The sequence below is a fragment of the Amycolatopsis sp. NPDC059235 genome, assembly GCF_042754125.1.
Lineage (GTDB): Bacteria > Actinomycetota > Actinomycetes > Mycobacteriales > Pseudonocardiaceae > Amycolatopsis > Amycolatopsis albidoflava.
This window is the reverse complement of sequence record NZ_JBHZAG010000043.1, coordinates 50,862-76,455: the sequence shown is the minus strand read 5'-3', so window position 1 is coordinate 76,455 and position 25,594 is coordinate 50,862. Positions and strand designations below refer to the sequence as shown.

The 25,594-nt window shown below is 68.7% G+C and carries 29 protein-coding genes; 13 read left to right on the top strand and 16 right to left on the bottom strand.

What is annotated here, in order from left to right:
* Positions 1-155: 155 nt before the first annotated feature.
* Positions 156-1,211, top strand: a complete 1,056-nt coding sequence (locus tag ACFXI3_RS26115) for an alcohol dehydrogenase catalytic domain-containing protein (RefSeq protein ID WP_378402870.1) — start codon at positions 156-158, stop codon at positions 1,209-1,211.
* Between the two features lie 176 nt (positions 1,212-1,387).
* Positions 1,388-2,011, top strand: a complete 624-nt coding sequence (locus tag ACFXI3_RS26110; RefSeq protein WP_378402868.1) for an alpha-ketoglutarate-dependent dioxygenase AlkB family protein — start codon at positions 1,388-1,390, stop codon at positions 2,009-2,011.
* Here the strand turns inward: ACFXI3_RS26110 and ACFXI3_RS26105 are convergent.
* From ACFXI3_RS26105 to ACFXI3_RS26085, 5 genes are read right to left on the bottom strand one after another with little or no spacing between them, the layout of a single operon-like run.
* Positions 1,980-2,855, bottom strand: a complete 876-nt coding sequence (locus ACFXI3_RS26105; protein WP_378402866.1) for a biotin-dependent carboxyltransferase family protein — start codon at positions 2,853-2,855, stop codon at positions 1,980-1,982. The two genes, ACFXI3_RS26110 and ACFXI3_RS26105, sit on opposite strands and share 32 nt — an antisense overlap.
* A complete protein-coding gene (locus ACFXI3_RS26100; protein ID WP_378402864.1) occupies positions 2,852-3,457 on the bottom strand; it encodes an allophanate hydrolase subunit 1 in 606 nt (201 codons plus the stop codon). Before ACFXI3_RS26100 ends, ACFXI3_RS26105 begins: the two co-directional genes overlap by 4 nt.
* Positions 3,458-3,462: 5 nt before the next feature.
* Positions 3,463-4,212, bottom strand: a complete 750-nt coding sequence (locus tag ACFXI3_RS26095; RefSeq protein WP_344281089.1) for a 5-oxoprolinase subunit PxpA — start codon at positions 4,210-4,212, stop codon at positions 3,463-3,465.
* A 1-nt stretch (position 4,213) separates the two neighbouring features.
* Positions 4,214-5,008 carry a putative hydro-lyase gene (locus ACFXI3_RS26090; RefSeq protein ID WP_378402862.1) on the bottom strand — a complete coding sequence of 265 codons (795 nt, stop codon included), beginning with the start codon at positions 5,006-5,008 and terminating at the stop codon, positions 4,214-4,216.
* Entirely contained in the window at positions 5,005-6,264 is a 1,260-nt protein-coding gene (locus ACFXI3_RS26085) for an MFS transporter (protein ID WP_378402861.1), read from the bottom strand. The genes ACFXI3_RS26090 and ACFXI3_RS26085 overlap by 4 nt, the downstream gene beginning before the upstream one ends.
* Positions 6,265-6,412: 148 nt before the next feature.
* Between ACFXI3_RS26085 and ACFXI3_RS26080 the strand changes: the two genes are divergently transcribed.
* Positions 6,413-7,090, top strand: a complete 678-nt coding sequence (locus ACFXI3_RS26080; RefSeq protein WP_344281269.1) for a GntR family transcriptional regulator — start codon at positions 6,413-6,415, stop codon at positions 7,088-7,090.
* A gap of 287 nt (positions 7,091-7,377) precedes the next feature.
* Here the strand turns inward: ACFXI3_RS26080 and ACFXI3_RS26075 are convergent, their stop codons facing one another.
* Positions 7,378-8,595, bottom strand: coding sequence for an RICIN domain-containing protein (locus ACFXI3_RS26075; RefSeq protein WP_378402859.1), 1,218 nt, complete (start codon positions 8,593-8,595; stop codon positions 7,378-7,380).
* A gap of 302 nt (positions 8,596-8,897) precedes the next feature.
* Between ACFXI3_RS26075 and ACFXI3_RS26070 the strand changes: the two genes are divergently transcribed.
* Complete coding sequence (locus tag ACFXI3_RS26070) at positions 8,898-9,626, top strand: DUF2306 domain-containing protein (RefSeq protein WP_378402857.1); 729 nt, start codon at positions 8,898-8,900, stop codon at positions 9,624-9,626.
* Between the two features lie 97 nt (positions 9,627-9,723).
* Here ACFXI3_RS26070 and ACFXI3_RS26065 read toward each other — a convergent pair whose 3' ends face one another.
* Both ACFXI3_RS26065 and ACFXI3_RS26060 read right to left on the bottom strand, forming a co-directional pair.
* Entirely contained in the window at positions 9,724-10,869 is a 1,146-nt protein-coding gene (locus ACFXI3_RS26065; protein ID WP_378402855.1) for an acyl-CoA dehydrogenase family protein, read from the bottom strand.
* Positions 10,866-13,217, bottom strand: coding sequence for a bifunctional salicylyl-CoA 5-hydroxylase/oxidoreductase (locus ACFXI3_RS26060; protein ID WP_378402853.1), 2,352 nt, complete (start codon positions 13,215-13,217; stop codon positions 10,866-10,868). Before ACFXI3_RS26060 ends, ACFXI3_RS26065 begins: the two co-directional genes overlap by 4 nt.
* A 67-nt stretch (positions 13,218-13,284) precedes the next feature.
* Here ACFXI3_RS26060 and ACFXI3_RS26055 point away from each other — a divergent pair, with 67 nt between their 5' ends.
* Positions 13,285-13,677, top strand: a complete 393-nt coding sequence (locus tag ACFXI3_RS26055; protein WP_344281073.1) for a RidA family protein — start codon at positions 13,285-13,287, stop codon at positions 13,675-13,677.
* Here ACFXI3_RS26055 and ACFXI3_RS26050 read toward each other — a convergent pair.
* Positions 13,667-14,515, bottom strand: coding sequence for a PaaX family transcriptional regulator C-terminal domain-containing protein (locus ACFXI3_RS26050; protein ID WP_344281070.1), 849 nt, complete (start codon positions 14,513-14,515; stop codon positions 13,667-13,669). The two genes, ACFXI3_RS26055 and ACFXI3_RS26050, sit on opposite strands and share 11 nt — an antisense overlap.
* Before the next feature lie 119 nt (positions 14,516-14,634).
* Here ACFXI3_RS26050 and ACFXI3_RS26045 point away from each other — a divergent pair, with 119 nt between their 5' ends.
* A complete protein-coding gene (locus tag ACFXI3_RS26045; protein WP_378402850.1) occupies positions 14,635-15,306 on the top strand; it encodes a GNAT family N-acetyltransferase in 672 nt (223 codons plus the stop codon).
* Between the two features lie 32 nt (positions 15,307-15,338).
* Here the strand turns inward: ACFXI3_RS26045 and ACFXI3_RS26040 are convergent, their stop codons facing one another.
* Positions 15,339-15,788, bottom strand: a complete 450-nt coding sequence (locus ACFXI3_RS26040; protein ID WP_344281064.1) for a MarR family winged helix-turn-helix transcriptional regulator — start codon at positions 15,786-15,788, stop codon at positions 15,339-15,341.
* 86 nt (positions 15,789-15,874) lie between these two features.
* On the opposite strand from ACFXI3_RS26040, the gene ACFXI3_RS26035 reads away from it, so the two are divergent.
* Positions 15,875-16,279, top strand: coding sequence for a nitroreductase family deazaflavin-dependent oxidoreductase (locus tag ACFXI3_RS26035; RefSeq protein WP_344281061.1), 405 nt, complete (start codon positions 15,875-15,877; stop codon positions 16,277-16,279).
* 1 nt (position 16,280) lies between these two features.
* Here the strand turns inward: ACFXI3_RS26035 and ACFXI3_RS26030 are convergent, their stop codons facing one another.
* The gene (locus ACFXI3_RS26030; protein ID WP_378402848.1) at positions 16,281-17,423 is read right to left on the bottom strand and encodes an FAD-binding oxidoreductase; all 1,143 of its coding nucleotides are present in this window, start codon (positions 17,421-17,423) and stop codon (positions 16,281-16,283) included.
* A 70-nt stretch (positions 17,424-17,493) separates the two neighbouring features.
* Here ACFXI3_RS26030 and ACFXI3_RS26025 point away from each other — a divergent pair, with 70 nt between their 5' ends.
* From ACFXI3_RS26025 to ACFXI3_RS26005, 5 genes are all read left to right on the top strand, one after another.
* Positions 17,494-18,369 carry a LysR family transcriptional regulator gene (locus tag ACFXI3_RS26025; protein ID WP_344281055.1) on the top strand — a complete coding sequence of 292 codons (876 nt, stop codon included), beginning with the start codon at positions 17,494-17,496 and terminating at the stop codon, positions 18,367-18,369.
* Entirely contained in the window at positions 18,300-18,650 is a 351-nt protein-coding gene (locus tag ACFXI3_RS26020; RefSeq protein ID WP_378402846.1) for a tryptorubin family RiPP precursor, read from the top strand. The genes ACFXI3_RS26025 and ACFXI3_RS26020 overlap by 70 nt, the downstream gene beginning before the upstream one ends.
* A 78-nt stretch (positions 18,651-18,728) precedes the next feature.
* Complete coding sequence (locus ACFXI3_RS26015; protein WP_378402844.1) at positions 18,729-19,772, top strand: cytochrome P450; 1,044 nt, start codon at positions 18,729-18,731, stop codon at positions 19,770-19,772.
* Between the two features lie 42 nt (positions 19,773-19,814).
* The gene (locus tag ACFXI3_RS26010) at positions 19,815-20,594 is read left to right on the top strand and encodes an oxygenase MpaB family protein (RefSeq protein WP_378402842.1); all 780 of its coding nucleotides are present in this window, start codon (positions 19,815-19,817) and stop codon (positions 20,592-20,594) included.
* Positions 20,595-20,671: 77 nt separating this feature from the next.
* Positions 20,672-21,637: a DNA polymerase domain-containing protein gene (locus tag ACFXI3_RS26005; protein ID WP_378402840.1), complete on the top strand. Its 966-nt coding sequence runs from the start codon at positions 20,672-20,674 to the stop codon at positions 21,635-21,637.
* Here ACFXI3_RS26005 and ACFXI3_RS26000 read toward each other — a convergent pair.
* From ACFXI3_RS26000 to ACFXI3_RS25990, 3 genes are read right to left on the bottom strand one after another with little or no spacing between them, the layout of a single operon-like run.
* Positions 21,620-22,357 carry a class I SAM-dependent methyltransferase gene (locus ACFXI3_RS26000; protein WP_378402838.1) on the bottom strand — a complete coding sequence of 246 codons (738 nt, stop codon included), beginning with the start codon at positions 22,355-22,357 and terminating at the stop codon, positions 21,620-21,622. The two genes, ACFXI3_RS26005 and ACFXI3_RS26000, sit on opposite strands and share 18 nt — an antisense overlap.
* On the bottom strand, positions 22,354-22,752 hold the full coding sequence (locus ACFXI3_RS25995; protein WP_378402836.1) for a 6-pyruvoyl tetrahydropterin synthase family protein: 399 nt from the start codon (positions 22,750-22,752) through the stop codon (positions 22,354-22,356). Before ACFXI3_RS25995 ends, ACFXI3_RS26000 begins: the two co-directional genes overlap by 4 nt.
* 11 nt (positions 22,753-22,763) lie before the next feature.
* Complete coding sequence (locus ACFXI3_RS25990) at positions 22,764-23,738, bottom strand: zinc-binding alcohol dehydrogenase (protein ID WP_378402834.1); 975 nt, start codon at positions 23,736-23,738, stop codon at positions 22,764-22,766.
* Between the two features lie 33 nt (positions 23,739-23,771).
* On the opposite strand from ACFXI3_RS25990, the gene ACFXI3_RS25985 reads away from it, so the two are divergent.
* Positions 23,772-24,488, top strand: a complete 717-nt coding sequence (locus ACFXI3_RS25985) for a CDP-alcohol phosphatidyltransferase family protein (RefSeq protein ID WP_378402832.1) — start codon at positions 23,772-23,774, stop codon at positions 24,486-24,488.
* Positions 24,489-24,874: 386 nt separating this feature from the next.
* Here ACFXI3_RS25985 and ACFXI3_RS25980 read toward each other — a convergent pair whose 3' ends face one another.
* Positions 24,875-25,102: a hypothetical protein gene (locus ACFXI3_RS25980; RefSeq protein ID WP_378402830.1), complete on the bottom strand. Its 228-nt coding sequence runs from the start codon at positions 25,100-25,102 to the stop codon at positions 24,875-24,877.
* Between the two features lie 44 nt (positions 25,103-25,146).
* Positions 25,147-25,584, bottom strand: coding sequence for a nucleotidyltransferase domain-containing protein (locus ACFXI3_RS25975; protein WP_378402828.1), 438 nt, complete (start codon positions 25,582-25,584; stop codon positions 25,147-25,149).
* Positions 25,585-25,594: the final 10 nt, after the last annotated feature.

Sequence of the window (25,594 nt, the reverse complement as noted above, 5' to 3'; positions counted from 1 at the left end):
TTCTCGTGGCCGCGGATATGTTAATACCACCCCCCCTTTAGGGGCGCCTTGTGGGAATCAGATTCCCTCAAGGAGCCCTTCACGGAACTTTCCTGATGTGTGCGCCACGTGAGCTGAAGCCAGCGGCTGGTCGGGCGGCTTCTACGATCAGGTCCATGCGTGCGGTCGTGATCGAAGAGTTCGGCGTGCTCCCGGAAGTGCGGGACGTACCGGATCCGGTGACCCCGGACGGCGGGGTCGTCATCGCCGTCGAAGCGACCGGCGTGTGCCGCAGCGATTGGCATACCTGGCAGGGCCACGACGAGGCCGTCCGGTTGCCGCACGTGGCCGGGCACGAACTCGCCGGGCGGATCGTTGAGGTGGGAAAGGGCGTCAAGGGCTGGGCGCAGGGCGACCGGGTGACGGTCCCGTTCGTGTGCGCGTGCGGTGTTTGCGCGCAGTGTGCCAAGGGCGACCAGCAGATCTGCGACGACGAGTTCCAGCCCGGCGCGACCCACTGGGGTTCGTTCGCCGAGCTGGTCGCCATCGAGCATGCCCAGACGAACCTGGTCGCGTTGCCGCACTCGATGTCGTCGGCGGAAGCTGCTGCGCTCGGTTGCCGCTTCGGGACGGCTTTCCGCGCAGTGTTGCGCCAGGGCGGCGTACGCGCGGGGCAGTGGGTGTCTGTGTACGGCTGTGGCGGCGTAGGCATCTCCGCGGTCCTCCTGGCTGCCGCTGCGGGCGCGAAGGTGGTGGCGGTGGACGTCTCGCCGCAGGCGCGCGCGTTGGCGGAGCGCTCTGGCGCCGTACTGAGCGTCGACGCCAGTGCGTTCGACGGGCCGGAAGCGCTGGCCGCGTACGTCCGTGAGCGCACCGAAGGCGGTACGCACGTGTCGCTGGACTGCCTCGGCTCTCCCATCACTTGCGCGGCTTCGGTGGGCAGCTTGCGCAAGCGCGGACGGCACGTCCAGGCCGGGTTGATGCCGCCCAGCCAGGGGGTGCCGCCGATTCCGATGCATCGGGTGGTCGGTGGAGAGCTGGAGATTGTCGGGATCCACGGGCTGCAGGCCTACGAATACCCTGAGCTGCTCGGCGTGGTGGAGCGGTCCGGCATCGATCTGGACGGGTTGATCGGCACGCGGATCGGGCTGGACGGAGTGCCGGGCGCGCTCGCCGCGATGAGTGATCCGGTGCCTGCCCGGGCCGGGGTGACTGTCGTCGAGTTCGGGTGACGAATGGTGACCGGCGAATACCCTGGGTGGCGAGTCCGAGTTGTAGCTGACGAAAACCTGGCGGGTCCCGCGGTGGTGTGCGATTCTCCGAAGCTTGGCGGCAAGTGGCGAGGGGAACCCGCCGCAGGAGCGCCCGTCCGGGTGACTCCTGCGGCCACCGGCCCCGGAGCGGCGTGATGGAGCTGCTGCCGCGTCCCCGCCGGGAAATCGCCCCGGGAGCAGTGCATGTCCCGGATTGGCTTTCCGCACAAGAACAACGCGACCTCCTCACGGCCTGTCGCGGCTGGCGCGGTTACCGGTCGACCCGGCTGCCGAGCGGCGGGGTGATGTCGGTGCGCACGGTCTGTCTCGGCTGGCAGTGGCTGCCGTACCGCTACGACCGACTGCGCGAGGACGGTTCGCCGGTGGAGCCTTTCCCGGGCTGGCTGGCCGACCTCGGCCGCCGTGCGCTCGCCGACGCCTACGACCGGCCCGCCGACGATTACCAGCCCGACGTCGCGCTCGTGAACTACTACGACGCCACCGCGAAAATGGGCATGCACCAGGATAAAGACGAGCGTTCGACGGAGCCGGTGGTCTCGCTGAGCCTCGGCGACACGTGCGTGTTTCGCTTCGGCAACACCGAGCACCGGAACCGGCCGTACACCGACGTCGAACTGCGCTCGGGCGACCTGTTCGTCTTCGGCGGCCCGGCGCGGTTGGCGTTCCACGGGGTGCCGAAAACCCTGCCGGGCACGGCGGATCCGGATCTTGGCCTGACCGGGCGGCTCAATCTGACGTTGCGGGTGTCGGGGATGTGAACCGGACTCGCTGGCCCGGCCGGAGCTGGGCGGCGAGGTCCAGGTCGTCCTCGTCCACCACCGCGGCGACGGGATAACCGCCGGTGACCGGATGGTCGGCGAGGAACAAGATCGGCACGCCCGACGGCGGCACCTGCAGCGCCCCGGGAACAGCGGCTTCCGGGGCTAGTTCGCCGATGCGGGCGCGGGTCAGCGCGGGGCCGTCCAGGCGCACGCCGACTCGGTCGAGGTCGCTGGTCACGGTGTAGCTGCCAGTGAGCAAAGTGGACAGTGCGGACGCGGTGAACCAGTCCAGTCGCGGGCCGGGTTCCAGGCGCAGCACGGGTTCTTCCGCCAGCCGGGTCAGCGGGGCGAGATCGACACAGGGGTTGCCCTGCACTACCGAGCCGATCGGCAGCGACATTCCGGTCGCGAGGACGGGCGGGCCGAGTTTGCCCAGTGTGTCGGTGGCTCGCGCGCCTAGCACCGGCGGGACGTCCAGGCCGCCGCGGACGGCGAGGTAGCTGCGCAGGCCGAGTGAAGCGACGCCGAGTTCGAGTTCGTCTCCGGGGCGCAGCACAATCGGCGCACCGACGGCGGCGGCCCGCCCACCAGCGCGGATCGGTACCCGAGCGCCGGTGACCGCGACGGTGGTGTGTTCGGAAAACCGCAACCGCAGGTTGCCGAGGGTGACCTCGATCGCCGCGTGCGTTTCAGGGTTGCCGACCAGGCGGTTCGCCAGCTTCAGCGAACCTCGGTCCGCCGCGCCGGAGCGGCCGACGCCGACTGCGGCGTATCCGGGCCTGCCGAGGTCTTGCACGGTCGCGAACGGGCCGGGCGCGAGGATCTCGATTTTGCCGGTCACCGAATCGCCTCGAATCGCACGAGGGTGCCGGGGACCAGCAGGTTGGGCTGCTCGCGGTCGACGTTCCACACCTGCGCGTCACTGTGTCCGAGCAGGTGCCAGCCGCCGGGCGACGGGTGCGGGTAGATCGCGCTGTACTCGCCGGCGATCGCCACCGCACCCGCTGGCACGCGCGTGCGCGGCGTGCTCCGGCGCGGCAGGTGCAACGCCGGATCTAGGCCGGTCAGGTAGGCGAAACCGGGAGCGAAGCCGCAGAAAGCCGCGACGTAGGTGCCTGCCGAATGTCGTTGCACGACTTCGGAAACGGACAGCCCGGTAGCTTCGGCGACATCTGCCAGGTCAGCGCCGTCGTAGCGCACCGGCAGGGTGACCGTGGCTGCCGAGCGCGCAGAGACGTCCACTGTGGACAGCGAAGCAAGTGAGCGAGCCAACACGGCGGAATCGGTGCGGGCCGGGTCGAAACGGACCAGCAAGGTGCGTGCGGCGGGGACGAGTTCGACGACGCCCTCGGGCCGAGCGGCTTCGCAGGCCGCCTGGAACCCGAGCACGTCGTCGACCTCCACCAGCAACGCGGAACGGCCGTAGCGCAAAACAGTGTTCATACCGGTCACACGAACGACCTCAGCACGACGCCGGATTCGGTGAGCAGCTCGCGAATCCGCCGGGCCAGCTCGACCGCGCCGGGCGTATCTCCGTGCACGCAAAGGGAATCCGCCCGCAGCGTGAGCTTGCCGCCTTCGGCGTCGACGACCTCGCCGGTGGTCGCCATGGTGAGCGCCCGCGCGGCGACTTCGTCGGTGTCGTGCAGCACCGCACCTGGAAGCTTGCGCGACACCAGTCGTCCTTCGGGCGTGTACGCGCGATCGGCGAACGCTTCTGCGTACGCAGGCACGCCCGCCGCTTGAGCTGCGCGCAGCATTTCGGAGTCCGGAGGACACAGCAGTGCCAGATCGGTGTGATAGCGCCGTACGCCTTCGACAAGCGCAGCTGCCTGCTCCGGATCGACAGCTGCCGTGTTGTACAGCGCGCCGTGCGCCTTCACGTAACGCACGCAGCTGTGCGCCGCGCGCGCGAAGGCGTCGAGAGCGCCGATTTGGTACAGCACTTCGTCCGCAAGGTCTTCCGGCGCGATGTCGAGCGCGCGACGGCCGAAGCCGGCCAGATCGCGGTAGCCGACGTGCGCGCCGATGGCGACGCCGCGTTCGGCCGCGCGTTCGCACACCCGGCGCATCACGCTCGCGTCGCCCGCGTGGAAGCCGCACGCGATGTTCGCGCTGGTCACGATGTCGAGCATGGCTTCGTCGTCGCCCATGGTCCAGGCGCCGAAGCCTTCGCCGAGGTCGCTGTTGAGGTCCATGTCATCCCACCTGGTAGTCGCGATCGGGCCGGTCGGTCAAGAACATGTACCCGGGGGCGTGCGTGATGGCGAACGGCGGCCGGGACGCCATCAGCGCCGCCTGCGGGGTGACGCCGCAGGCCCAGAACACCGGCACGTCACCGGGTCGGGCGTCCACCGGATCGCCGAAATCCGGCCGGGCGAGATCGGCGATGCCCAGCTCAGCGGGGTCGCCGACGTGTACGGGAGCGCCGTGCACCGCGGGCATCGCGGCGGTGATGCGCACGGCGTCCTCGACCTGGGTTTCCGGAATCTGCCGCATTGACACCACCATCGGGCCGCTCAGCCGTCCGGCCGGTTCGCACTGCCGGTTCGTCACGTACATCGCGACGTTGCGGCCCTGCTCCGCGTGCCGCAACGGGATGCCCGCGGCGCGCAGCAACGTCTCGAAGCTGAAGCTGCAGCCGATGGAGAACGCGACCATGTCACTGCGCCACACTCCGGTGGCGTCGGTGATTTCACTGGTCATCGCGCCGTTGTGCCACACGCGGTAGCGCGGCAGGTCGGTGCGCAGGTCCGCGCCGGGCGCGAGCCGGGTGGTCGGGTCGCCGGGTTCGCTGACGTCGAGCACCGGGCACGGCCGCGGGTTGCGGGCGCAGAACTCGCGGACGTCGTCGGCCCAGTCCGCCGGTACCGCGATCAGGTTGGTCTGTGCGTAACCGTCGGCCCAGCCGGTGGTCGGGCGTTCGGTGCCGGCGCGGAAGAGCGCGCGAGCTTCGGCCGGAGTGAGCGTCGACGGGGCGTAGGCGGTGGTCATACCTCCACCAGTTCCTTGCCTCGCGTTTCCGGCAGCCCGAGCAGCGCTACCGCGGCGATCGCGTAACCGACCGCACCGAGCACGATCGCGCCGCCCGCACCGAGAAAGCCCACCACAGCGGGGAAAGCGGCACCGACCGCGCGGCCGAAGTTGTAGGTGAAGCCCTGTCCGGTGGCGCGCAGCTCGGTCGGGTACAGCTCGGCGAGGTACGCGCCGAAGCCGCTGAAGATCGCCGAAGTCGAGAAACCGAGCGGGAAACTGATCAGCAGCATCAGGCCGTTCGCGCCGTAAGGCAGCTGCACGAACAGCACAATCAGCAGTGCGGAAACGACCGAGAACAGCAGGAACGTCTTCTTCCGGCCGAGCAGGTCGGTGAGGTATCCGCCGCAGATGTAGCCGATGAACGCGCCGGGGATCAGCAGCGCGAAGTAGCCGCCGGTGTTGACCACGGACAGGCCGCGGCTGCTCTGCAGGTACTTCGGCATCCAGGTGAACAGCGTGTAGTAGCCGCCCTGGACGCCGGTCGCGAGGAGCGCGGCGAAAACCGTGGTACGCAAGAGATTCGGCTTGAAAATCCCGGCGAGCGAGCCTTTGACCTTGGCTGAAACCCGTCGTGCGGCTGCCTCCGGCGCGTCCTCGACACTGCGCCGGACCCACAGCACGAGCAGCGCCGGGATCACGCCGACCCAGAACAGCACGCGCCAGGCGATGTCCTGGTCGAGGACACTGAACAGCACCGTGTAGACGATCACCAGCAGGCCCCAGCCCACCGCCCACGCGCTCTGCACGAACGCCACCGTGCGGCCGCGGTACTTGGCCGAGCAGTACTCGGCAACCAGCGCGGCGCCGACCGCCCACTCGCCGCCGAACCCGAGCCCCTGCAAGCCGCGGAAGATCAGCAGCGTCTCGAAGTTGGGCGCGAAACCGCACAGCACCGTGAAGATCGTGTACATCGCGATGGTCAGCTGCAGCGTGCGGACGCGGCCGATGCGGTCGGCGAGCACGCCGGCTCCGACGCCGCCGATCGCGGACACGACCAGCGTGACGGTGCTGAGCAGGCCCGCTTCGCCGGACGTGATGCCGAAGTAGGCGGTGATCGCGGCCAGGCCGAAGGGCAGGGTCTGGTAGTCGAACGAATCGAGGCCGTAGCCGCCGAAGGCGCCGAGGAAGGCGCGGCGGCCCTTGTGGCCGAGCGAGCGATACCAGCCGAACGGGCGGGCCGCGTTCGCGGTGCCGTCGGCGACGTTGACGTTCATAGGGCACCTCACAAGGGGGACGAACTCATGGTGGCACGAGTCACATGGCCGCTACCGTACGGATCGTTCAACAATTCCACAAGTCCCTCATTTTATTGTTCACCGCCCGCTGGCTACGCTGGGCGACGTGGTCACCGACGGAGAGCCCATGGGCCTGGAAGCGGATCGCGGCCTGCTCGGCCGGACGAGCACCGCGGAGCGGGTCGCCGGCGTGCTGCGCACGCGTGTTTCCGAGGGGTACTTCCTGCCCGGGGTACGGCTTTCGGAGCAGGACATCGGCAACGCGCTCGGGGTCTCGCGCAATACGCTCCGTGAGGCCTTCCGGTTGCTGACCCACGAACGGCTGCTGGTGCACGAGCTGAACCGCGGGGTGTTCGTGCGGGTGCCGAGCGTCGAGGACGTGCGCGACATCTACCGGGTCCGCAAGATCATCGAATGCGCGGCGGTCCGCGACGTGACCGAGAAGCCGGCGGCGTACGAGAAGATCGCCAGCACGGTCGCGGACGGCGATCGCGCGGCGAAGCAGGCGCAGTGGCAGGACCTGGGTACCGCGAATATCCGTTTCCACGCGGAACTGGCGGCGCTCACCGGCAGCGAGCGCATTGTCGAGTTGATGCAGGCGCTCGCCGCGGAGCTGCGGCTGGTGTTCCACGTAATGGCCGATCCGCGCCGCTTTCACGAGCGGTATCTGCCGCGGAACCACGAAATCCTGGACGTGCTCGCGACCGGCGACGGGATCCGTACGGCGGAGATGCTCGCGGTCTACCTCGACGACGCGGAAGCGCAGCTGGTGGAGGCCTACGCGGAGCTGGCCGGAAGCCGCTGAGGGTCCGGCCGAAACCGGCCGGTTTGCCCGGGAAGGCAGTGAGAATGGCCGTTCGGCCCCTCCTGCCGGCCGGAAGGCTCCACGGCACCCGCGGTCTGGCTACGGTCGGCAGTGGGCCGCGCGAGAGCGCCGCCCCGGGCGTCGGGACCCCCAGCCGACGCGCGGAGGACGGCCCACGGCCGGGCGGTCGACCTTGGTTCCCGCCCGGCCCGCGCGGTGTCCGCGGCGGGCCGTGGCCACCGGGGGGAGGTCACGGCCCGCCGTCTCTCATCGTCCACAGTGGACGGCTATTGGTTCACCGACCATTTCTGGTTGACGTTGCCGGTGCACGTCCACAGCTGCAGTTTCGTCCCGTTGGCCGAACTGACCCCCGCCGCGTCGAGGCATTTGTTCGCGTGCGGGTTGACGATGTCGTGCGCCGCGGTCACGACCCACTGCTGCGCGTTGCTGTTGTTGCAGTCGTACATCTGGACCGGGGTGCCGTCGTCGGTGCCGGAGTACTTGACGTCCATGCACTTGCCGAGCGCGCGAATGGTCCCGTCGCCGCCGATGGTCCAGTTCTGCGCGGCGTTTCCGTTGCAGTCGGTGATCTGCAGCTGGGTGAAGTTCGCCGGATTGGCCCAGGGCACGTCGACGCATTTGCCGCCGATGCCGATGATCCGGCCGCTGGACCCGCCGTCGCTGCTCGTGTTCACGTGCACGTAGTCGACGACCAGCTGCTGCGGGAATTGCGTGTTGCCGTCCGGATCTCCGGGCCAGTCGCCGCCGACGGCGAGGTTCAGGATCAGGTAGAAGGGATGGTCGAAGACCCAGCGGTTGCCGTTCAGATCCGCCGGGGTGCGGGTCTGGTAGGCGTTGCCGTCCACCGACCAGACGATCTTGTTCGGCGACCAATCGACCGCGTAGGTGTGGAAATCGTCGGCGAAGACAGGGCCGTTATAGGGCGCGCCGATCCCGCCCGCGCCGGAGTAGCCGGGGCCGTGGATGGTGCCGTGCACGGTGTTCGGCTCGCGGCCGATGTTCTCCATGACGTCGATTTCGCCATCGTTGGGCCAATTTCCGCCGCCGAGCATCCAGAACGCGGGCCACATGCCTTGCCCGCGCGGGATCTTCATCCGGGTTTCGCCGTGCCCGTACGCCTGGCTGAATTTGCCGGCGGTGTTGAGCCGGGCGGAGGTGTACTGGCAGGTGCCGTACCAGCAGGTGTGGCCGGAGTTTTCGCGTTTGGCGGTGATGACCAGGTGGCCTTGGCCGTCGAGGGCGCCGTTGGCGGCACCGGCGGTGTACCACTGGCGTTCGTGGTTGTTTCCGTTGTTGTCGCCGGTTTCGTAGGTCCATTTCGACGCGTCGGCGGCGGCCCCGGCGGGCCCGTTGAAATCGTCGGTGAAGCTTTCGGCGGCTGCCGCGGTGGGCGGGGCGAGCACCGCTGGGGCGGTCTGCAGGCCGAGCGCTAGAAGTGCGGCTGCGGCGAAGGCGGCGGGGACGCGTCTGAGGAATCCGGGCATGCGTGGTCACCTCGGTTTCGGGGAGGAACCTTGAACGAGGGAATGCTTTGTTGTGGCGGGCAACAAAGTAGGAAGAGTATGCCTGGTCTGGACCTCTGCGGCAATGGTCCAGGTCCGTGAGGGGAACCCTGAGGGACTCAGAGTCCGTGAAGGTTCCCTTCACGGACGGCCCGCGGGGTCACCTGACCGAGGGTAAGGCTGCCCCCACCGCGCTGACGCCGGTCGGCACCATGGTCCGCCCGGGGTACCCGTCCTACGTTCGGAAGTGCCAGCCGAGAACGGACGAGAAGAGAGAGGCCGACATGACGGCGGGGACGGATCTTCGACCACCGCGGACCACGTCCGCAGCGGAGCGAACGGTACGGGTCGAGCCGAAGAAGCAGTGGTGGCGGAGACCGTGGGTAGGGCCGCTGGGGCTGGTGGTGGTCGCGTTCCTGGCTTATTCGCTGCCGCCGTATCTGGCGTTCGATCCGGCACAGTCGCGGGTCCCGTCGACGTTCCCCGCGCACTACTTGTTCCTGGTGGGGCACGTGGTGTTCGGGTCGATCGCGATGGTCACCGCGTTGCTGCAGATCTGGCCGTGGATCCGGCGTAAGCACCCGGTGCTGCACCGCTACTCCGGCCGCGCGTACGTGTTCGCGGGAGTGCTGCCGTCCGGGTTGCTGGCGTTGACGATCGGCGCGGCGACCCCGTTCGGGCCGGTGACGCGGGCCAGTGACGTGCTGCTCGCGGTGCTGTGGCTCGGTACGACGTGGGCGGGCTACCGCGCCGCTCGCAAACGCCGGTTCGGCGATCACCGGCGCTGGATGGTCCGCAGTTTCGCGCTGACGATGTCGATCATTCTCAACCGGCTGATCGGCCCGATCGCGGCGATCTTCCTGGAACCGCAGCTCGCCACGACGTTCGGCGGCAGCGAGATCGCGTTCGGGCAGTCGATCGCGGCGCTCGGGGCGTGGGTGAGCTGGACGGTCGCGCTGATCGCGGCGCAGCTGTGGCTCGACCGGAAGCCGAAGCGCCGCGCGAGTGTTTAGCCGTGGCTGAATAGTTTGTTCTCCGCGCCGCCTGCTTGTTAGAACACCAGCAGGCGGCGCGGATGCATTCGGTGCGAGGGGTACACCGAATGACGGCTCATCCGCGCCGCTGCAGGGACCGCGCGATGATCGTCCGCTGGATCTCCGACGCGCCTTCGTAAATGCGCGGCGCCCGGACCTCTCGATACAAATGCTCCAGCAAATGCCCTCGCCGCAACGCACGTGCGCCGTGCAATTGCACCGCTTGATCCACGACGTATTGCGCGGTCTCGGTCGCGAACAACTTCGCCATTGCCGCGCGACCGGCCAGGTTCTGCTCGCCCGCGTCGTAAGCCGCTGCGGCGGCGTAGACCAGCAAGCGGCCAGCTTCCGTTCGCGTCGCCATTTCGGCCAGCGTGTGGGCCACTGTCTGTTGCTTCACCAACGGGCCGCCGAATGCTTCGCGCGAAGCGGTGTACTCGACGGTCGCGTCGAGGGCGGCTTGTGCCATCCCGACGGCGAAGGCACCGACGCTCGGGCGGAACAGGTCCAAAGTGCGCATTGCTACGGCGAATCCGCGGTTTTCCTCGCCGAGCAGTTCGTCGCGATTTACCCGGACGCCGTCAAAAACCACGGTGCCGATCGGGTGCGGGCTAACCAGATCCAGGTGTTCGCCGCTGAGTCCGGTGCGGTTGCCGGGGACGACGAAAGCGCTGACGCCACGTGAACCGGAGTCGGGAGTGGTGCGGGCGAAGACCGTGTAGAAGTCTGCTTCGGGCGCGTTCGAGATCCACATTTTCGTGCCGGTGAGCCGCCAGCCGTCACCGTCTGGTTCGGCGGCCAGTTGCAGGGCGGCGGCGTCGGAGCCAGCGTCCGGTTCGGTCAGCGCGAAGGCGGCGACAGCGTCACCGGCGGCGACGGCGGGGAGCCAGCGCTGGACCTGTTCGTCCAAACCGGACTGGAGTACCGGGTAGCTGCCCAGGCCCTGCAACGCCAGGGCGGTCTCGGCTTCGGTGCTTTGCGTGGCAAGGGCTTCCCGCAGCAGGCACAGATCGGTCGCGGCGGCTTGCCGGGTCGGCTGTCCACTTTCGACACCGGGGAACAACCGGGCGAGCAAGCCGTGCGAGCCCATTGCCTTGAGCAGCGGGCGGTTGACCGCGCCTTCGGTGCCGGCGGCGGCCAGTTCGACGAGCTGTCCGGCGGCGATCTTCCGGACGGAAGCGGCGTAGGCGGTCTGTTCCGGAGTGAATGCGAAGGCGTTCATCGGGCGTCCTCCGGTCGCCAGCGGGCGTGGGCGGTTTGGTGGCCGCCGGTGCGGACCAGGTCGAGTCGCGGCTCTGGACCGTCGGTGCGGCCGGTTTGCGGTGGGCGTTTGCCCGCTGCCCACTGTTTCGGCCACGCCACCGGATACTCTTGCGCGGCAGCTGCGTGCAGGGTCCATTGTGGATTGAACAGGTGGGTCCGGCCGAGTGCGCACAGGTCGGCCCGGCCCGCGAGGATGAGCGAGTTCACGTCGTCGTAAGAGGAAATCGCGCCGACGGCGATCACCGCGGTGCCATAGCGACGGCCGACCTCGTTGCGGATGCGGTCCGCGTACGGCGTTTGGTAGCTGCGGCCGAACTTCGGCTGTTCTTCGCTGACCACCTGGCCGGTCGACACATCGATCGCGGCCGCGCCGTGTTCGGCGAACGCCTGCGCGATGGCCACGGCTTCGTCGGAGTCGTTGCCGCCCTCGAACCAGTCGGTGGCCGAGATCCGGACCGTCAGCGGACGGTCGGCTGGCCACACGGCGCGGACGGCGTCGAAAACTTCCAGCGGGAAGCGCAGCCGGTTTTCCGGGGAGCCGCCGTAGGAATCGGTGCGCTGGTTGGTCAACGGGGACAGGAAAGACGACAGCAGATAGCCGTGTGCGCAGTGCAGTTCCAGCAGATCGAACCCGGCGCGCGCGGCGGCTTCGGCGGCAGCCACGAACTGATCCCGGATCTCGCCCAGTTCGGCGACGGTCAGCTCGCGCGGCGTCTGGTTGTTCGGCGAATACGGCAGCGCGGACGGCGCGCAGACCTCCCAGTTTCCTTCCGGCAGCGGGTCGTCAATGCCGTCCCACATCAGTTTCGTGGAGCCCTTGCGGCCGGAATGTCCGAGCTGCAACCCGATCTTCGCCGGGGTTTCGCGGTGCACGAACTCGACGATCCGCTTCCACGCGGCTTCCTGTTCGGACGTGTACAGCCCGGGACAACCCGGCGTGATCCGGCCTTCGGCGGACACGCAGATCATCTCGGTCATCACCATCCCGGCCCCGCCGAGTGCCTTGCTTCCCAGATGTACCAAGTGGAATTCGCCGGGCACGCCGTCGACCGCGGAGTACATGTCCATCGGCGACACGATGATCCGGTTCGGCAATTCCAGGGAACCGATCCGCACTGGCTGGAACATCGGCGGCGCGACGGAAGTGCCGAGCGAATCAGCGAACCACTGATCCAGCGAGGCGGCGAACTCCTTGTCGCGCAGCTTCAGGTTGTCATAGGTGACGCGACGGCTTCGGGTAAGCAGGTTGAACGCGAACTGCTCGGGTTCCTGATGCGTGTACTGCGCCAGATTCTCGAACCACTCCAGGCTCGCCTGCGCCGCCCGCTGCGTCGAATTGACGACCGGACGACGCTCTTCTTCATATGCCGCAAGGGCTTCCGGAACGCTCGGCTGCTCGTGCAGACAGGCGGCGAGCGCGAGCGCGTCTTCCATCGCGAGCTTCGTGCCGGAGCCGATTGAGAAATGCGCGGTGTGCGCGGCATCGCCGAGCAGCACGACGTTGTCGTGGACCCAGCTTTCGCAGCGGACCGTGCCGAAGGTGGCCCACTTGGAGTTGTTGGCCAGCAACTGATGTCCGTCGAAAATGTCGCCGCAAAGTTCGCGGATCAGCTCGATCGACTTCTCGTCGCTTTCGCCCGGCCCGAGCCCGGTGGCGGCGATCGGACCGAAGGCCCGCTGCCACACGTCCTCGTGCATCTCCAGGATGAACGTGCTGCCGTCGCGGCCGTACGGATAACCGTGGACCTGCATGATGCCGTGCGGCGTTTCGAGCACGTAGAACTTGAACGCGTCGAACACAAGGTCCGTGCCAAGCCAGATGTAACGGCACTGCCGGGTCTCGACACTCGGCCGGAACGAATCGGCGAACGCGGTGCGCACCGCGGAATTCACGCCGTCCGCGGCGACCACCAGGTCGGAAGAAGCGGCCAGTTCGGCCGGATCCGGCGCGGTGCTGCGGAATCGGACATCAATGCCCATTTCGCGGCACCGCTGCTGGAGGATCGCGAGCAGCCGTTTGCGGCTCATCGCGGCGAATCCGTGCCCGCCCGAAGTCGAGACAGTGTCGCGATAGTGCACGTCGATGTCGTCCCAGCGCGCGAACTCCCGGCTCATCGCCTCGTGCACGTCCGCGTCGGCGTGCTCGATGCCGCCGAGCGTCTCGTCGGAGAAGACGACGCCGAAGCCGAACGTGTCGTCAGGCGCGTTGCGCTCCCAGACCGTGATCTCGTGGTCCGGGCCGAGTTGTTTCGCGAGCACGGCGAAGTAGAGGCCCGCAGGCCCGCCGCCGACTACTGAAATCCGCACGCGACCCAGGGTATGTCGTCTGAAGTACGGTCGTCAAGAAGACGATAGATGGGTTACGCTCCCCGGCATGGAGCGGATCAATCCCCCCGAGCTGGGCAAGCCGTCGGGGTTCTCGCACGCGGTGGCGGCGCAGGGCAGGCTGGTGTTCCTTGCCGGACAGACCGCGTTGAACGCGGAGAACCGGATCGTCGGCGAGGGCGTCGTCGAGCAGTTCGAGCGCGCGCTCGGCAACCTGCTCACCGCGTTGCGTGCGGCCGGCGGCGAACCCGCGGACCTGTGCAGCCTGACCGTCTACATCGTGGACATGGACGACTACAAGGCCAACGCGCGCGAGATCGGCCGCGTGTGGAAGCGGCTGGTGGGCGCGGATTACCCGGCGATGGCGGGCATCGGCGTGAACCGGCTGTGGGACGTCGAGGCGCTGGTGGAAGTGCAGGGCTACGCGGTGGTCAACCGCTGAGCACCTGCTGAAGGTGTGTACGGGCGGCTTCCTCGAGCCGGTCGTGCAGCGTGAAGAACACCTCCGCGGCGCGGATGCCGGACCAGCCCTCGGGCAGCAATTCCGCGGGCAGGCACGGGTCGAGGTACGGCATCCGCCGCCAGCCGGTGAGCACGCGCAGGTAATCGGCGAACGCTTCGTCCGCGGGCGTCGTGCGGCGGCGCTGCCACCGACGCAGCGCGGGTTCGTGCTCTTCGAGGAACGCCGTGTAGAGCTCGTCCAGCTGGTCCAGGTCCCACCACTCGCGCACCTTCTCGCGCGGGTCGCCGAAGGCGAGGTGCTCGGCGCGGAACACGTCGGCGTACGCGGCGAGCCCAAGGCGCTCCAGTGCGCCGACAGTGGCCTCGTACAGATGCGCCGGCGCGATCCAGACGCCCGAGGAAGCGGTGCCGAAACCCAGCCGCGACAGTTGCGTGCGCAGCACGTGCCGCTTGTGCCGTTCGGCTTCCGGCACCGAGAACACCGCGAGCAGCCAGCCGTCGGCGAGCTTCGCGCGGTCGCGGCGGAAGATCCGTTCGTCGCCCTCGCGGAGCAACTCCAGTGCGGTACCGGACAATTCGTACCCGGCGGATCCGTCGCGGCGCACGGCTTCGAGGACTCCGCGCCGTTTGAGCCGGGAAATCGACGACCGCACCGCGGGCTCGTCGACCCCGACCGCGGCGAGCAGATCGATCAGCGAGGCGACCGAAAGCCACTCGCCGCCAGTCAGATGGTGCACGCCGTAGACCGACACAATGAGGTGCCGGGGCTGGGCCGCGCGCCCGCCGTCGGCATCGGCTGCTTCCGGTACGGCCGTCACCCGGTCACCATACAGTGCCGATCGCCGCCAATCCGGCTGCCGCCGCGGCGGAGACAGGTTTCCGCGAGCCCCTCGGCCGCGAACCGGCTCAACCGGCGAGGGGTAGCATTTCCGGCGCGATGGCGTTTGTGAGCAATGCACCTTTGGTGAGCCGGCTGACCCGCCGCGGACGGCTGATGGCGAAACGCACCTGCGACCGCCGGGGACACGCCTTCGCGTTCGGCCGGTTCCTTTTCCGCACCCCCACCGCGTGGGAGTACGCGGCGGCGGTCGCGGGCGGCAGCGATCCGGCGGCGCAACGCTGGCTCGGCTGGCTGGCCGACTCCGTGGTGGCCGAACCGATGCGCGCCGAGGCGCTGCGCGTCCTCCCCGGCACCGGACCGGACTGGACCACGCCCGACCCGCATTCGGTGGACGTCGTCGCGATCGATCTCGTGGCGGGCCGCTGCGCCGGGCTCGTGAGCGTGCACGCCGGCGAGGACGGCGGCCCGGAAACCGGCGGCTATCTCGCGCCGGAGTATCGCGGACAGGGATTCGGCCGCGACCTGTTCGCCGCCGGTCTCGTGCTGGCGCACGAACATCTCGGGCTTTCGCGGGTGCGCGCGGGCGCGGAGGTCGGCAACGTCGCGAGCGGCCGTTCGCTGGAAGCCGCCGGATTGCGCCGCGTGCCGGGGCCGCCGCGATACACGCTGCCGGACGGGCGGGCCTGCGAGGCGTGGTGGTACCAGCATGACGCGGCTTGGCCGAAGAAATGCGCGGGACCGCAGGCGCAGTGGCTAGTCGCCTCGTGAGTGACAATGCCGGTTCTAACCGGCATAAACACTCACGACCCGTACTGCTCGTACACCTTCAACGTCTTGATCACCATGGCCCGTTCGCCCGGACTCAACGGCGCCAACGCCGCCTGCCACGCCTTCGCCCCGCGCGCGAGCCACGCGTCGACCGCCGGGCGCTTGTCCGCGTGGATGCTCACGATGGTGCGCCGCCGGTCGTCCGGGTCCTCGGTGCGCTCCAGGACGCCTTGCCGCGAGAGGTCGCCGACCATCAGACTCGCTGTGGTGGGCGCGATTTCGAGCCGCCCGGCGAGTTCGTTGACCGTCATCGGGCCGTCGAACAACAGATACGCCAGGAGCGACAGATGCCGCGGCGCGAGCGTGACGTCGTCGAGTTCCGGAGGCGGCGGCGTCCGCTTCGCGCGCCCGACGAGACGGGGCATGAGAAGCAGCAGTTCGCGGACCCCGTCGTCCAGGGTCGGGCCGGGCTCGGTGACCATGTCGCGACAGTACCTGCGCGTGTGTTGACAGCCCGATTCGCGCGATCCTAGGTTTGTTGTTACATCATCAACAGGGGAGTTCTCCGATGTCGGACTGGAACCAGCAGATCATCGACGAGTTCCGCGCGAACGCGGGCAAGGTCGGCGGCATGTTCGAGGGCAAGAACATGGTGCTGATCACGCACATCGGTGCGAAGAGCGGCAAAGAGCGGGTGAGCCCGCTGGTGTACACCACCGACGGCGACCGGATCGTGATCGTCGCGTCCAAGGGCGGCGCGGACACCAACCCGGACTGGTACCACAACCTCGTCGCCAACCCGGCCGTCACGGTCGAGATCGGCACCGACAAGTTCCCGGCGACCGCGAAGCTCGTGGAAGACCGCGCCGAGCGCGACCGGCTGTACGCCGGGATGGTCGCGCACGCCGAGGGCTTCGCGGACTACGAGAAGAAGACCGAGCGCGTGATCCCGGTCTTCGTTCTCGAACGCTGACTCAGCCCAGCGGCTGTCCGTAGACGAAGCTCCTCAGCCGTCCAGTCGACATCGGATCCAGCGGAGCGAAGAGCTTGGCGTGCGCGGCCTGAATGGTCGCCGTGTCCGGCTCGATCACCGACAGCGCGCGCACGGTGTAGCGCGAATCGGGGGTGAAATCCGGTGCTGTGGAGTGCTGGTATGCGCCGCCGAGCAGGTCGATGATCAGCACGGTCGGCACGGGTGCGCCCGGGCCGGCGTGGTCGAGCACGGTGCTCAGCACGTCGTCCCGGAGCGTCGGCAGCACGCGGTTGTCGCCGAGGTACGAGTGCGGGTTCGGCGGTTCGGCGGCGATCTTGCCGGAGTCGGTGAACGGCATCGTGGTGAGCGTTTCCTGCAGCGGGCCGAGTGCGCGCAGCGGCGCGACGAGTTCGTCGCCGCCGGTGCCGAGGTAGGCCACCCGGATGTGCGCGATGTGCTTGCCCCGCAACGGTTCCGGCACCATCGGCAGGTCCGGGTACGGCAGCATCGCGACCGAGGTGCCGACCGTGTCCGGCAGATCGGCGGTCCAGTCGCGCCAGGTGCGCAGGACGTCCGGGATCTTGGCGGTGTCGAAGTACAGGCCGCCGCCGTACAGCTCGGTCACCGGGACCAGGCCGAACTCCAGCGAGGTCACGATCCCGGCGTCGATCGGGCCGGTCGTGCGGGTTCCGTCGGGCCGCACGATCTCGGCGGAGCGGACGCGGTCCGAGGCCAGGCCGAAGTGCCGGCCGAGGAGACCGAAACCGCCGCCGAGGGTGTAGCCGACCACGCCGACGCCCGGCGCCGAACCGCTCAGCGGCGCGAGCCCGTGTTCCGCGGCGGCGGTAATGACGCTGCCCCAGGTGGTTCCGGCTTCGACGCGCGCCACGGCGCGGTCCGGGTCGACGGTCACGCCGGTCATCCGGCGCGTCGAGATCAGCACGCCCTCGGCCGGCGCGCGCAGGCCGTGTCCGGTCGCCTGCACGGAAACCGGCAGGTCGCGCTCGGCCGCGAGCCGGACCGCTGCCGCGACGTCGTCCGCGCTGGTGGCGGCGACGACCAGCTGCGGGGTGGAGCTGATGCCGGTCTGGAATCCGGCGATCTCTTCGCGGTAACCGGCCTGGTCAGGGGTGAACGTCTGCATGCCTTCAGCCTGCTGGCTGCTCGGCGATAAGTCCAAGAGATACTAGTTCCAGCAGCTAGAATGACTGGTTATGGAACTGCATCAGCTCGAGTACTTCGTCGCGGTCGCTGAGGAAGCGAACTTCACGCGTGCGGCGGCCCGGATGCACGTCGCGCAGCCCGGGGTCAGCGCGCAGATCCGGCGGCTGGAACGCGAGCTGGGGCAGCCATTGTTCGATCGGTCCGGCCGCACAGTACGGCTCACCGGGGTCGGCGAGGCCGCTCTGCCGCACGCCCGGGCCGCGCTGGCGGCGGTCGCGGCGGTGCGGGAGACGGTCGCGGAGCACGAGGGTTTGGTGCGCGGTCAGGTGTCGATGGGGATGGTGACTTCACTCGGGCCGGTCGAGCTGCCGGAGTTCCTGGCCGAGTTCGCCGAGCGCTACCCCGGCGTGGAAATCACGCTCAGTGAAGCGAATTCCGACCTGATGGTGGACGCACTGCGCGAAGGACGGCTGGACGCCGCGGTGATCGGCCTGGCCGACGGCGTGCCTGCCGGGCTCACTACCCAGATCGTGCTTGACGAGGAACTCGTCGCGGTCACCTCGCTGCGTGACGAATTCGCTGATCGGGACTCGGTCACCTTGGCTGAGCTGGCTGAACGGTCGTTGATCTGCTTGCCGAAGGGCACTGGCATGCGCGGCGTGCTGGACCGTGGCTTCGCCGCGGCGGGGCTGCATTCGCGGGTGACGATCGAGGCAAGCGACCCGAACGTGCTGGCCAAGCTCGGGATGCGGGGTCTTGGCGTGGCGCTGGTCCCGTTGTCGCTGGCTCGCTATTACGCCGAAGAGTTGCACACTTTGCGACTGCGGCCGGAGTTGCGCGGGCAGTTGGCGTTGGCGTGGCGGTCCGATGGTCCGGCTGGGCCCGCGGCTCGGGCGCTCATCGAGTTCGCCCAGTCGGTGCTTTAGCGGGTCGCGAAGGATACCGACGCCGCCGCGGATGCGCCAAGGAATTCGGGCCGGAATTCCCGAACCGACGACCTGGCGCTCCCGAACAGAACGGCCGCAGTGGGCCGTTCAGGTTGTCTTCCCGTGAATTCCCGGGAATTCGTCGTACTGTCGGCATCGGCCGCGAGTGCGGTCGAACTTCCCGAGAAGACGGAGGCATTTCCGTGAAGCTTGTTCGTCTCGTGCGCAAGGCCCTCCCGAGCAAGAGCCTGAAGTCTTACGCCTGGTACGGCTGGATCTGACGGTCTCATCAGGGCGACACCGGCCGGTTCCGGAATTTCCGGTACCGGCCGGTACCGCCGCTCACGAGGAGTTGTTCGGTGACCATTCCCGCTGAACGGAACAAAGTGCGGCAGGTGGTATTCGCGCCGCGGATTCAAGAACTGTTCGACCGTTATCGGGGGAAATCCTTCTTTCGGCTGGAACCGGACACGGTCGGCGTCGCCGGGGCCGGGTTGATGGACGCGCTGCTGCGCAGCCGTCCGGCGAATGCCGAGGAGCGGCCGACGTTCAAGCCGGTGCGCGGCCGGGTCGTCACGCGGCCGGAATCGTCGGCGCTGATGCGGGCGGTCGGCGCGGACGTGCGGGCCGCGCTCAAGAAGCCGCTCGACGACGCCAGCCTCGCCGGAACCTGGCCCGCCGTGCCGCACAACTACCTGCGCGACCTGGTGTTCGGCCGCGAACAACGGCGGTTCCGCGTCCTCGTCGACCGGCGGCTGGAGCTCACGCCGAAGATCACCTGGGCCGCTGTCGCCACCGGTGCCGCGCTCTGGGGACGGCCCGCGCCCGAGGTCGCGCTGTCCACTCTGGCGCGGATGGTGCTGGAAGCGGACACCTTCGAGCAGCGCCGCTTCGCGATGTACCTCTACCGGCGCGTGGCCGGGCCGATCTGCTTCACCGTCGCCGCGCTGGTCACGAACGCTTTGTGGCTCAGTTCGCCGCTCGACGACGACGTGCCGACCGAGTACGTGCTCAACGAGGCGCTCCGTCTCCTGCCGCCGTCGTGGAACATCCTGCGGGTGCGTTCGCCGGAGTTCACCGAGGTGGACGCCCGGATCGGCCCGGGCGACGACGTCCTGCTGCTGCCGCTGCTCAGCCACCGCGACCCCGAACTGTGGGACGCGCCCGACGAGTTCCGGCCGAGCCGCTGGGCCGCGCTGGACCCGGACAGCCATCCCGGTTACCTGCCCTTCGGGCACAGCAACGAACGCTGCTGGGGACGGCACCTGGTGCTTCCGCTGGCGGAACGCATACTCGACCTGGTCCGGCGCGACGGGCTCGTCGTCGACCCGGCGCAGACGCGGGCCCGGGTGCACCTGGACGGGCTGCTGGAGGTGGCGGACGTGCGGGTCGTGCGCGCCTGACAGCTCTTGACAACATGTCAACGGAGGCGTTCCCCTGGACGGATGCTCCAGGACGGCATGCTCGGCGTCAGTCTGCTCGCGGGCGGCGCGAACGTGATCATGCAGCTGGGCCGGCCCGCGGTCGGGTACGGCGTGATGGAAAGCCGCGTCGATTCCGGGAATCTCTTCAAGCATCCGCTGAAGCGCACGCGCACCACTGTCACCTACCTCGCGGTCGCCGTGCTGGGCACGGACGCTGACCGGGCGGCGTACCGGCGAGCGGTGAACGCGGTGCACGCGCACGTGGTTTCGACTGACGCGAGTCCGGTGCAGTACCGCGCTTTCGACCGGGAGCTGCAGCTGTGGGTCGCCGCCTGTCTGTGTCATGGCGTCGAGGACGTGCATCGCGCGTTTCTTGGCCGGCCCGCGCCGGAATCGTGGTACGCCGAGGCCGCGGTGCTGGGCACGACGCTGCAGGTGCGTCCCGAAGACTGGCCGGACGACTTCGCCGCGTACTGGGCGGACGGACTGGCCCAAGTGGACATCGACGACCCGATGCGGGAGTACCTCACGGCCATCGCGAACCTGGAATTCCTGCCGCGGCCGTTGTCGCTCCTCTTCGGACGGTTCCACCGCTTCGTGACGACCGGGTTCCTGCCGGAGGTCTTCCGCGAACAGATGCGGCTGCCGTGGTCGGCCGCGGATCAGCGCCGGTTCGATCGGCTGACGCGCGGGATCGGCCGAATGGTCGAACGGCTTCCGTTGTGCGTGCGGCGTTTCCCGTATGACGCTTGCCTCGCGGACTTCCGGCGGCGGTTGCGGAAGGGAAAACCGCTCGTCTAAGCGGTTGACCGGGATGCGGTGGTGGGCAAGGGTTGGCGTATGGCCACTGCCGACGTAATCCCTGCCGCGGAGGCAGCATGAGCAAAGCGGATGAGGTGCGGGAAGGGGTCTCCCTCACCAACCTCGACCAGGAGCTGTTCGTCGACGCCGGGGTGACGAAGCGCGACCTCGTCGACTACTTCGACGCTGTTTCGGACCGGTTGCTGCCGGTGCTGCGCGACCGTCCGCTGTCGGTGATGCGGGTGCTGCGCGGGCAGGACGCGTTCATGCAGAAGAACCTGCCGAAGTACACGCCGGAGTGGGTGCCGCGGGCGAAGCTGTGGGCGGAGAGTTCACAACGGACAGTCACCTACGGCCTGTGCAACGACCGCCGGACGCTGCTGTGGTTCGGCAATCAGCGCGCGGTCGAGCTGCATCCCGCGTTGACACGAGTGGAGCCGGTCGGCCAGACCGATCTGATCATGGACCTCGATCCGCCGGAGGGCGCCGATTTCAGCGTCGCGGTGGCGGCGGCCCGGCTGGTGCGGCAGGCCTTGGCCGACGTCGGGCTCGCCGGTGCGTTGAAGACCAGCGGCTCCAAGGGCGTGCATGTGTTCGTGCCGCTGGTTCCCGGTCTGTCCTTTGAGGACGTCGCGGCGGCGACCCGGGCGGTCGGCGCGCGAGCGGAGCGGATCGACCCGGAGCTGGCGACCACGGCGTTCATCCGGGAAGACCGGCACGGCAAGGTGTTCCTCGATTCGACCCGGGCGGGCGGGGCCACGGTGGCGGCGGTCTACAGTCCGCGGATCCGGCCGGGTGCGCCGGTGTCGTTCCCGGTTCGCTGGGCGGACGCGGACGACGTCAAACCGGCGGATTTCACGGTGAAGACCGCGATGGGGCTGCTGGGGAGCGCCGATCCGTGGGCGGAGGAATTGCCGGAGCCGCAGGAGCTTCCGGCGGATCTCGTGGCCGAGGGGCATACGATCCCGGTCGCCCGGGTCGCGGCGATGCACGAGGGCAAACGCCGGGCCCGGGCGCGACGGGAATCAGGGGAGGGCGAGTAGATCCTGGTGGTGCACGGTGACCTCGGTGATCTGCCGGTCCTCGGGCACTGCCAGCGCCGGGTCTTGTTCTTGCGCCGCGGCAACGAATCCGCGGTACCAGGTGTCGATGAGTTCGCGGTGTTCCGGCCCGAGCCGCCATGGCGACGGTCTGGTGTGGACTGTCCAGCCGTGCCGCTGAAACTCCGCCGCGGTGAAAGCGACGGCTTCCGGGCCGAGCTTTCCGCCTCGGCGTTGGTGGTTGTTGAAGGCCTCGTTGAGCGCTTCGTCTACGGCGTCCGCGGGGGTGAGGTGAGCGGATCCCGTCACGGACAAAGTGAGGAACGCCGGGCATTGAGCGTCCACACAGGACTTCACCAGCCGCTGAATCTCCTCCTTGGCAAGAAGATCCAGCAACGCGGAAGCCGTCACTAACGAAGTGTCGCTGATGTCCAGCCGGGTCACGTCGGCTTGTTGCGTCTCGACGCTGATCCCCGGCGGAAGGCTGCGCGCGGCGATCTCCAGCAGCCGCGGGTCCCGGTCGTGCAGAATCCACCGTTGCGGCTTCGGAAGACGACCACTCAACCAGCGTCCCATCGCCCCGGTACCGCAGCCGAGATCCCGGATGACCGCCGGACTGCGCGGGAGCAAGGCGACCAGGTCGGCCGCCCGGGCCGCGGTGTCGGCGGGCTCTCTGAGCTTCAGCCATTCCGGCGCGTAACCGGAAGAGTCCACTGTGGTCACAAGGAACGCTCGTATCCGGCGGAGGCGGCGTGGGATTCGTGCAGGGTCACCGAAAGCTGTGCCAGCCCGCGCGCGTTCTCGCCGAGTTCTCCGGCGTGGATCCGGTTCGCGAGCCGGTCGGCGATCACCTTGGCGAGGTATTCCGTCGAAGTGTTGATGCCGGCGAAATCGGGTTCGTCGTCGAGGTTCCGGTAGTTCAGGTCGGCGAGCACCGTGCCCAGCTGCTGGGTGGCGAGACCGATGTCGACGACGATGTTGTCCGAGTCCAATTCGGACCGCTGGAACGTCGCGTCGACCACGAACGTCGCGCCGTGCAAGCGTTGCGCCGGGCCGAAAACCTCGCCGCGGAAACTGTGGGCGACCATGATGTGATCGCGCACGGTGACACTGAACAACGCGTTCTCCTTTACGGGTAGGTGATCCGGTGCGCCAGTCCGCGCAGAGTTCCGTCCGCCAGTCGTGCCGCGACGTCCGGCAGTTCGGCGAAGGCGGATTCGCCGGTGATGAGGACGTCGAACGCCGGGTCCGCGAGCAGTCGCAACGCCAGCGCCATCCGGTCGCCGTAATTCCGCCGCGCCGCGCGAGCAGGGGAGACGGTGCCGACCTGGCTGCCGCGCACGGTGAGCCGCCGCGAATGGAAGTTCTCGCCGAGCGGCACCGACACCTGACGGTCGCCGTACCAGCTCAGCTCGACCACCGTGCCCTCGCGGCCGAGCAGCTCCAACGAACGCGCGAGACCGGCGTCGGTCGCGCTGGCGTGCACCACGAGGTCGAGGTCGCCGGTCGCGGTTTCCGGGGTGGCGTAACGGATGCCGAACGCGTCCGCGACCTCCGCGCGGTCCGGATCGGGGTCGACGAGCTGGACGTCCACGCCGGGAAACCGCGACAGCAGCCGCGCGACGCTGCAGCCGACCATCCCCGCCCCGACCACCGCGATCCGGTCGCCGACCAGCGGCGCCGCGTCCCAGAGCGCGTTCACCGCGGTCTCGACAGTCCCGGCGAGCACCGCCCGCGCCGCGGGGACGTCGTCCGGCACCACCGTGACCGCCGAGGCGGGCACGACGTACTCGGTCTGATGCGGGTAGAGACAGAACACCGTGCGGCCAGTCAGCTCCGCCGGTCCGGAAAGGACCTCGCCGACGTTCAGGTAGCCGTACTTGACCGGCCACGGAAAGTCGCCCTCCTGATACGGCGCGCGCATGATGTCGTGCTGACTCGTGGGCACGCCGCCGCGTAATACGAGACTTTCCGTACCGCGGCTCAACGCCGAAAATCGCGTTCGGACCAGCACTTCGTCGGCTCGCGGAGCAGCCAGTTCGGCTGATCGGACCTCCCCGCCCGCGGCCGAAGTGAACCAGAAAGCCCGCACCGCCCGTGTCAAGGTTGTCCTCCGTTGCTGCCGGATCGAGGCGAAATGGCTGTCTCCACCTGTACACGAACCCCGGCCGAGCTGGGTTCAACTGTCGTCCAGCAGGCCCCCGCGCTGCTGGCGCAACTCGCGCTGCTGACCTTGCTGACCGTTACGACCGGCCTTGGCCTCGCCGGCTGGGCCGTCGGCGTCGCCTACCTCCTCGGCCTGTTAGTGCTGCTCACCCAGGGCGCCTGGCGGATCCGCGTCTACCGGCTGGGCCCCGCCGACCAGGTGACCCTCGCCCGAGCGGCCCTGATCGGCACCGTGACGGCCTTGGTAGCCGATCGCCTGGGCGGGCACCCGCAGCTGGCCCTGATCATCCCCATCGCAGCCGTCGCCCTCGCCCTGGACGCACTAGACGGCCATGTCGCCCGCCGCACCGGCACCGTCTCCGCGCTGGGCGCCCGCTTCGACATGGAGGCGGACGCTTTCCTGATCCTGGTGCTGAGCGTCCTGGTCGCCACGAAGGTCGGCCCGTGGGTCCTAGCAATCGGCCTGATGCGATACGCCTTCGTCGCAGCGGCGCGATTGTGGCCGTGGCTTCGCGCCCCGCTGCGCCCGAGCTGGGCACGAAAGGCGGTCGCGGCCCTGCAAGGAATCGCCCTGACCGCCGCGGCGGCGGGACTCGCGCCCGCGGTCTTGGCGGGGATTGCGGTGGTTGCGCTGAGCTGGTCTTTCGGCCGGGATGTGTGGTGGCTGTACCGGAACCGCGCCGCCTGAATTCCACTGCCGCGATTCTCCACGGCCGGGGTTTACGTATCGGAAACCGTGGTTCCCGCACTGTCGTGGCTCTTGTTTCCGCAGGATCGCGAAAAGGGCCAGCCGTTCGCCCCGCGCAGCTCCGCTTCAGCGGACTACCGCAGGTAGAACGACTGGCCCCGGGATGCGGTATCGGCCCCCCCTCCGGCTGATTGCCAACCTCCCAAAGCCCACTCTAGCGGTGCCTGAATACCTCCGCTTAACCCGTCCGTGGTTAACCGTCGCGTATTCCTTTTCGAGTATCTGTCGGTGAGTCAATAGTGTGGGGAATTGCTCTCGAGCTGCGGATCTCTGGTGGTTAGCGATCGCAAAAAGAAACCGTACGAGGATCTTGCTGGCTCCTCCGGTCAGGGAAGGCGAGGGTCGGTGACCCGGTATCCGTCCCGCAGCGGTCCGCCTGCGCGGTCGAGCACCGTACGGGCGACCGCGCCGAGCCGTGGCGCATCGGGCGCGGCGGCGGCCAGTTGTTCGGCCAGCCGGGGATCGTGGTCGTGGAGTTCGCGCCACAGCCATTTGCCGCTGCCCTGCCAGTGCTGTCCGGCTAGCAGGGCCAGCTGCGCGGTCTTGGTCAGCACCCGAGCGGCGATGAAGGCGATCTCGGCCGGGTCGCTGGCTCCGGTCAGGTCGTCGAGCAGGTCGGTGAGTTCGTACCGCTGAGCGTCGAGTTCGTCCGGCGTCGCGGCGGCGGGGCCCTCGGCCAGCCGTTGCGCATCTCGGCCTGCAGTTGGGTGCCGAGGCCGTCGTGATCGGCCACGAGCGTTCCCTCGGCGATGAGCCGTGGGATTCCTGGCCAGCGGCGTGCCAGATTGTCGGCGCAGTACGCCCGCAAGGTCTGTTCGTCGTGCACCAGCGCTTCCACTGGCCAGTTTTCCCAGCGAAACGAATGCCGGTACGGGGCGTCGCGGGGCTCGCTGATCACCACGAGGTCGAGATCGGACGTCGGCGTGCGCCGGTCGGTCAGCACGCTGCCGCCGACGATCACGACCCGGGCGTCCGCGAACAACCGGCCGGCAAGCTCACCGGCGGCGGCGACTGGCTCACTTCTCCGCAGGTCCAACGCCGCGGTC

Excerpts from the sequence above, each read along its gene's own strand:
- ACFXI3_RS26045 (WP_378402850.1), top strand. The coding sequence starts at position 14,635 with ATGGCGTTTGTGAGCAATGCACCTTTGGTGAGCCGGCTGACCCGCCGC.
- ACFXI3_RS26085 (WP_378402861.1), bottom strand. The coding sequence starts at position 6,264 with ATGAACGTCAACGTCGCCGACGGCACCGCGAACGCGGCCCGCCCGTTC.
- ACFXI3_RS26115 (WP_378402870.1), top strand. The coding sequence starts at position 156 with ATGCGTGCGGTCGTGATCGAAGAGTTCGGCGTGCTCCCGGAAGTGCGG.
- ACFXI3_RS26090 (WP_378402862.1), bottom strand. The coding sequence starts at position 5,008 with ATGACCACCGCCTACGCCCCGTCGACGCTCACTCCGGCCGAAGCTCGC.
- ACFXI3_RS26080 (WP_344281269.1), top strand. The coding sequence starts at position 6,413 with ATGGGCCTGGAAGCGGATCGCGGCCTGCTCGGCCGGACGAGCACCGCG.
- ACFXI3_RS26005 (WP_378402840.1), top strand. The coding sequence starts at position 20,672 with ATGAGCAAAGCGGATGAGGTGCGGGAAGGGGTCTCCCTCACCAACCTC.
- ACFXI3_RS25985 (WP_378402832.1), top strand. The coding sequence starts at position 23,772 with ATGGCTGTCTCCACCTGTACACGAACCCCGGCCGAGCTGGGTTCAACT.
- ACFXI3_RS26030 (WP_378402848.1), bottom strand. The coding sequence starts at position 17,423 with ATGCAGACGTTCACCCCTGACCAGGCCGGTTACCGCGAAGAGATCGCC.
- ACFXI3_RS26010 (WP_378402842.1), top strand. The coding sequence starts at position 19,815 with ATGCTCCAGGACGGCATGCTCGGCGTCAGTCTGCTCGCGGGCGGCGCG.
- ACFXI3_RS26055 (WP_344281073.1), top strand. The coding sequence starts at position 13,285 with ATGGAGCGGATCAATCCCCCCGAGCTGGGCAAGCCGTCGGGGTTCTCG.
- ACFXI3_RS26070 (WP_378402857.1), top strand. The coding sequence starts at position 8,898 with ATGACGGCGGGGACGGATCTTCGACCACCGCGGACCACGTCCGCAGCG.
- ACFXI3_RS26035 (WP_344281061.1), top strand. The coding sequence starts at position 15,875 with ATGTCGGACTGGAACCAGCAGATCATCGACGAGTTCCGCGCGAACGCG.
- ACFXI3_RS26025 (WP_344281055.1), top strand. The coding sequence starts at position 17,494 with ATGGAACTGCATCAGCTCGAGTACTTCGTCGCGGTCGCTGAGGAAGCG.
- ACFXI3_RS26040 (WP_344281064.1), bottom strand. The coding sequence starts at position 15,788 with ATGGTCACCGAGCCCGGCCCGACCCTGGACGACGGGGTCCGCGAACTG.
- ACFXI3_RS26095 (WP_344281089.1), bottom strand. The coding sequence starts at position 4,212 with ATGGACCTCAACAGCGACCTCGGCGAAGGCTTCGGCGCCTGGACCATG.
- ACFXI3_RS26075 (WP_378402859.1), bottom strand. The coding sequence starts at position 8,595 with ATGCCCGGATTCCTCAGACGCGTCCCCGCCGCCTTCGCCGCAGCCGCA.
- ACFXI3_RS26110 (WP_378402868.1), top strand. The coding sequence starts at position 1,388 with ATGGAGCTGCTGCCGCGTCCCCGCCGGGAAATCGCCCCGGGAGCAGTG.
- ACFXI3_RS26100 (WP_378402864.1), bottom strand. The coding sequence starts at position 3,457 with ATGAACACTGTTTTGCGCTACGGCCGTTCCGCGTTGCTGGTGGAGGTC.
- ACFXI3_RS26065 (WP_378402855.1), bottom strand. The coding sequence starts at position 10,869 with ATGAACGCCTTCGCATTCACTCCGGAACAGACCGCCTACGCCGCTTCC.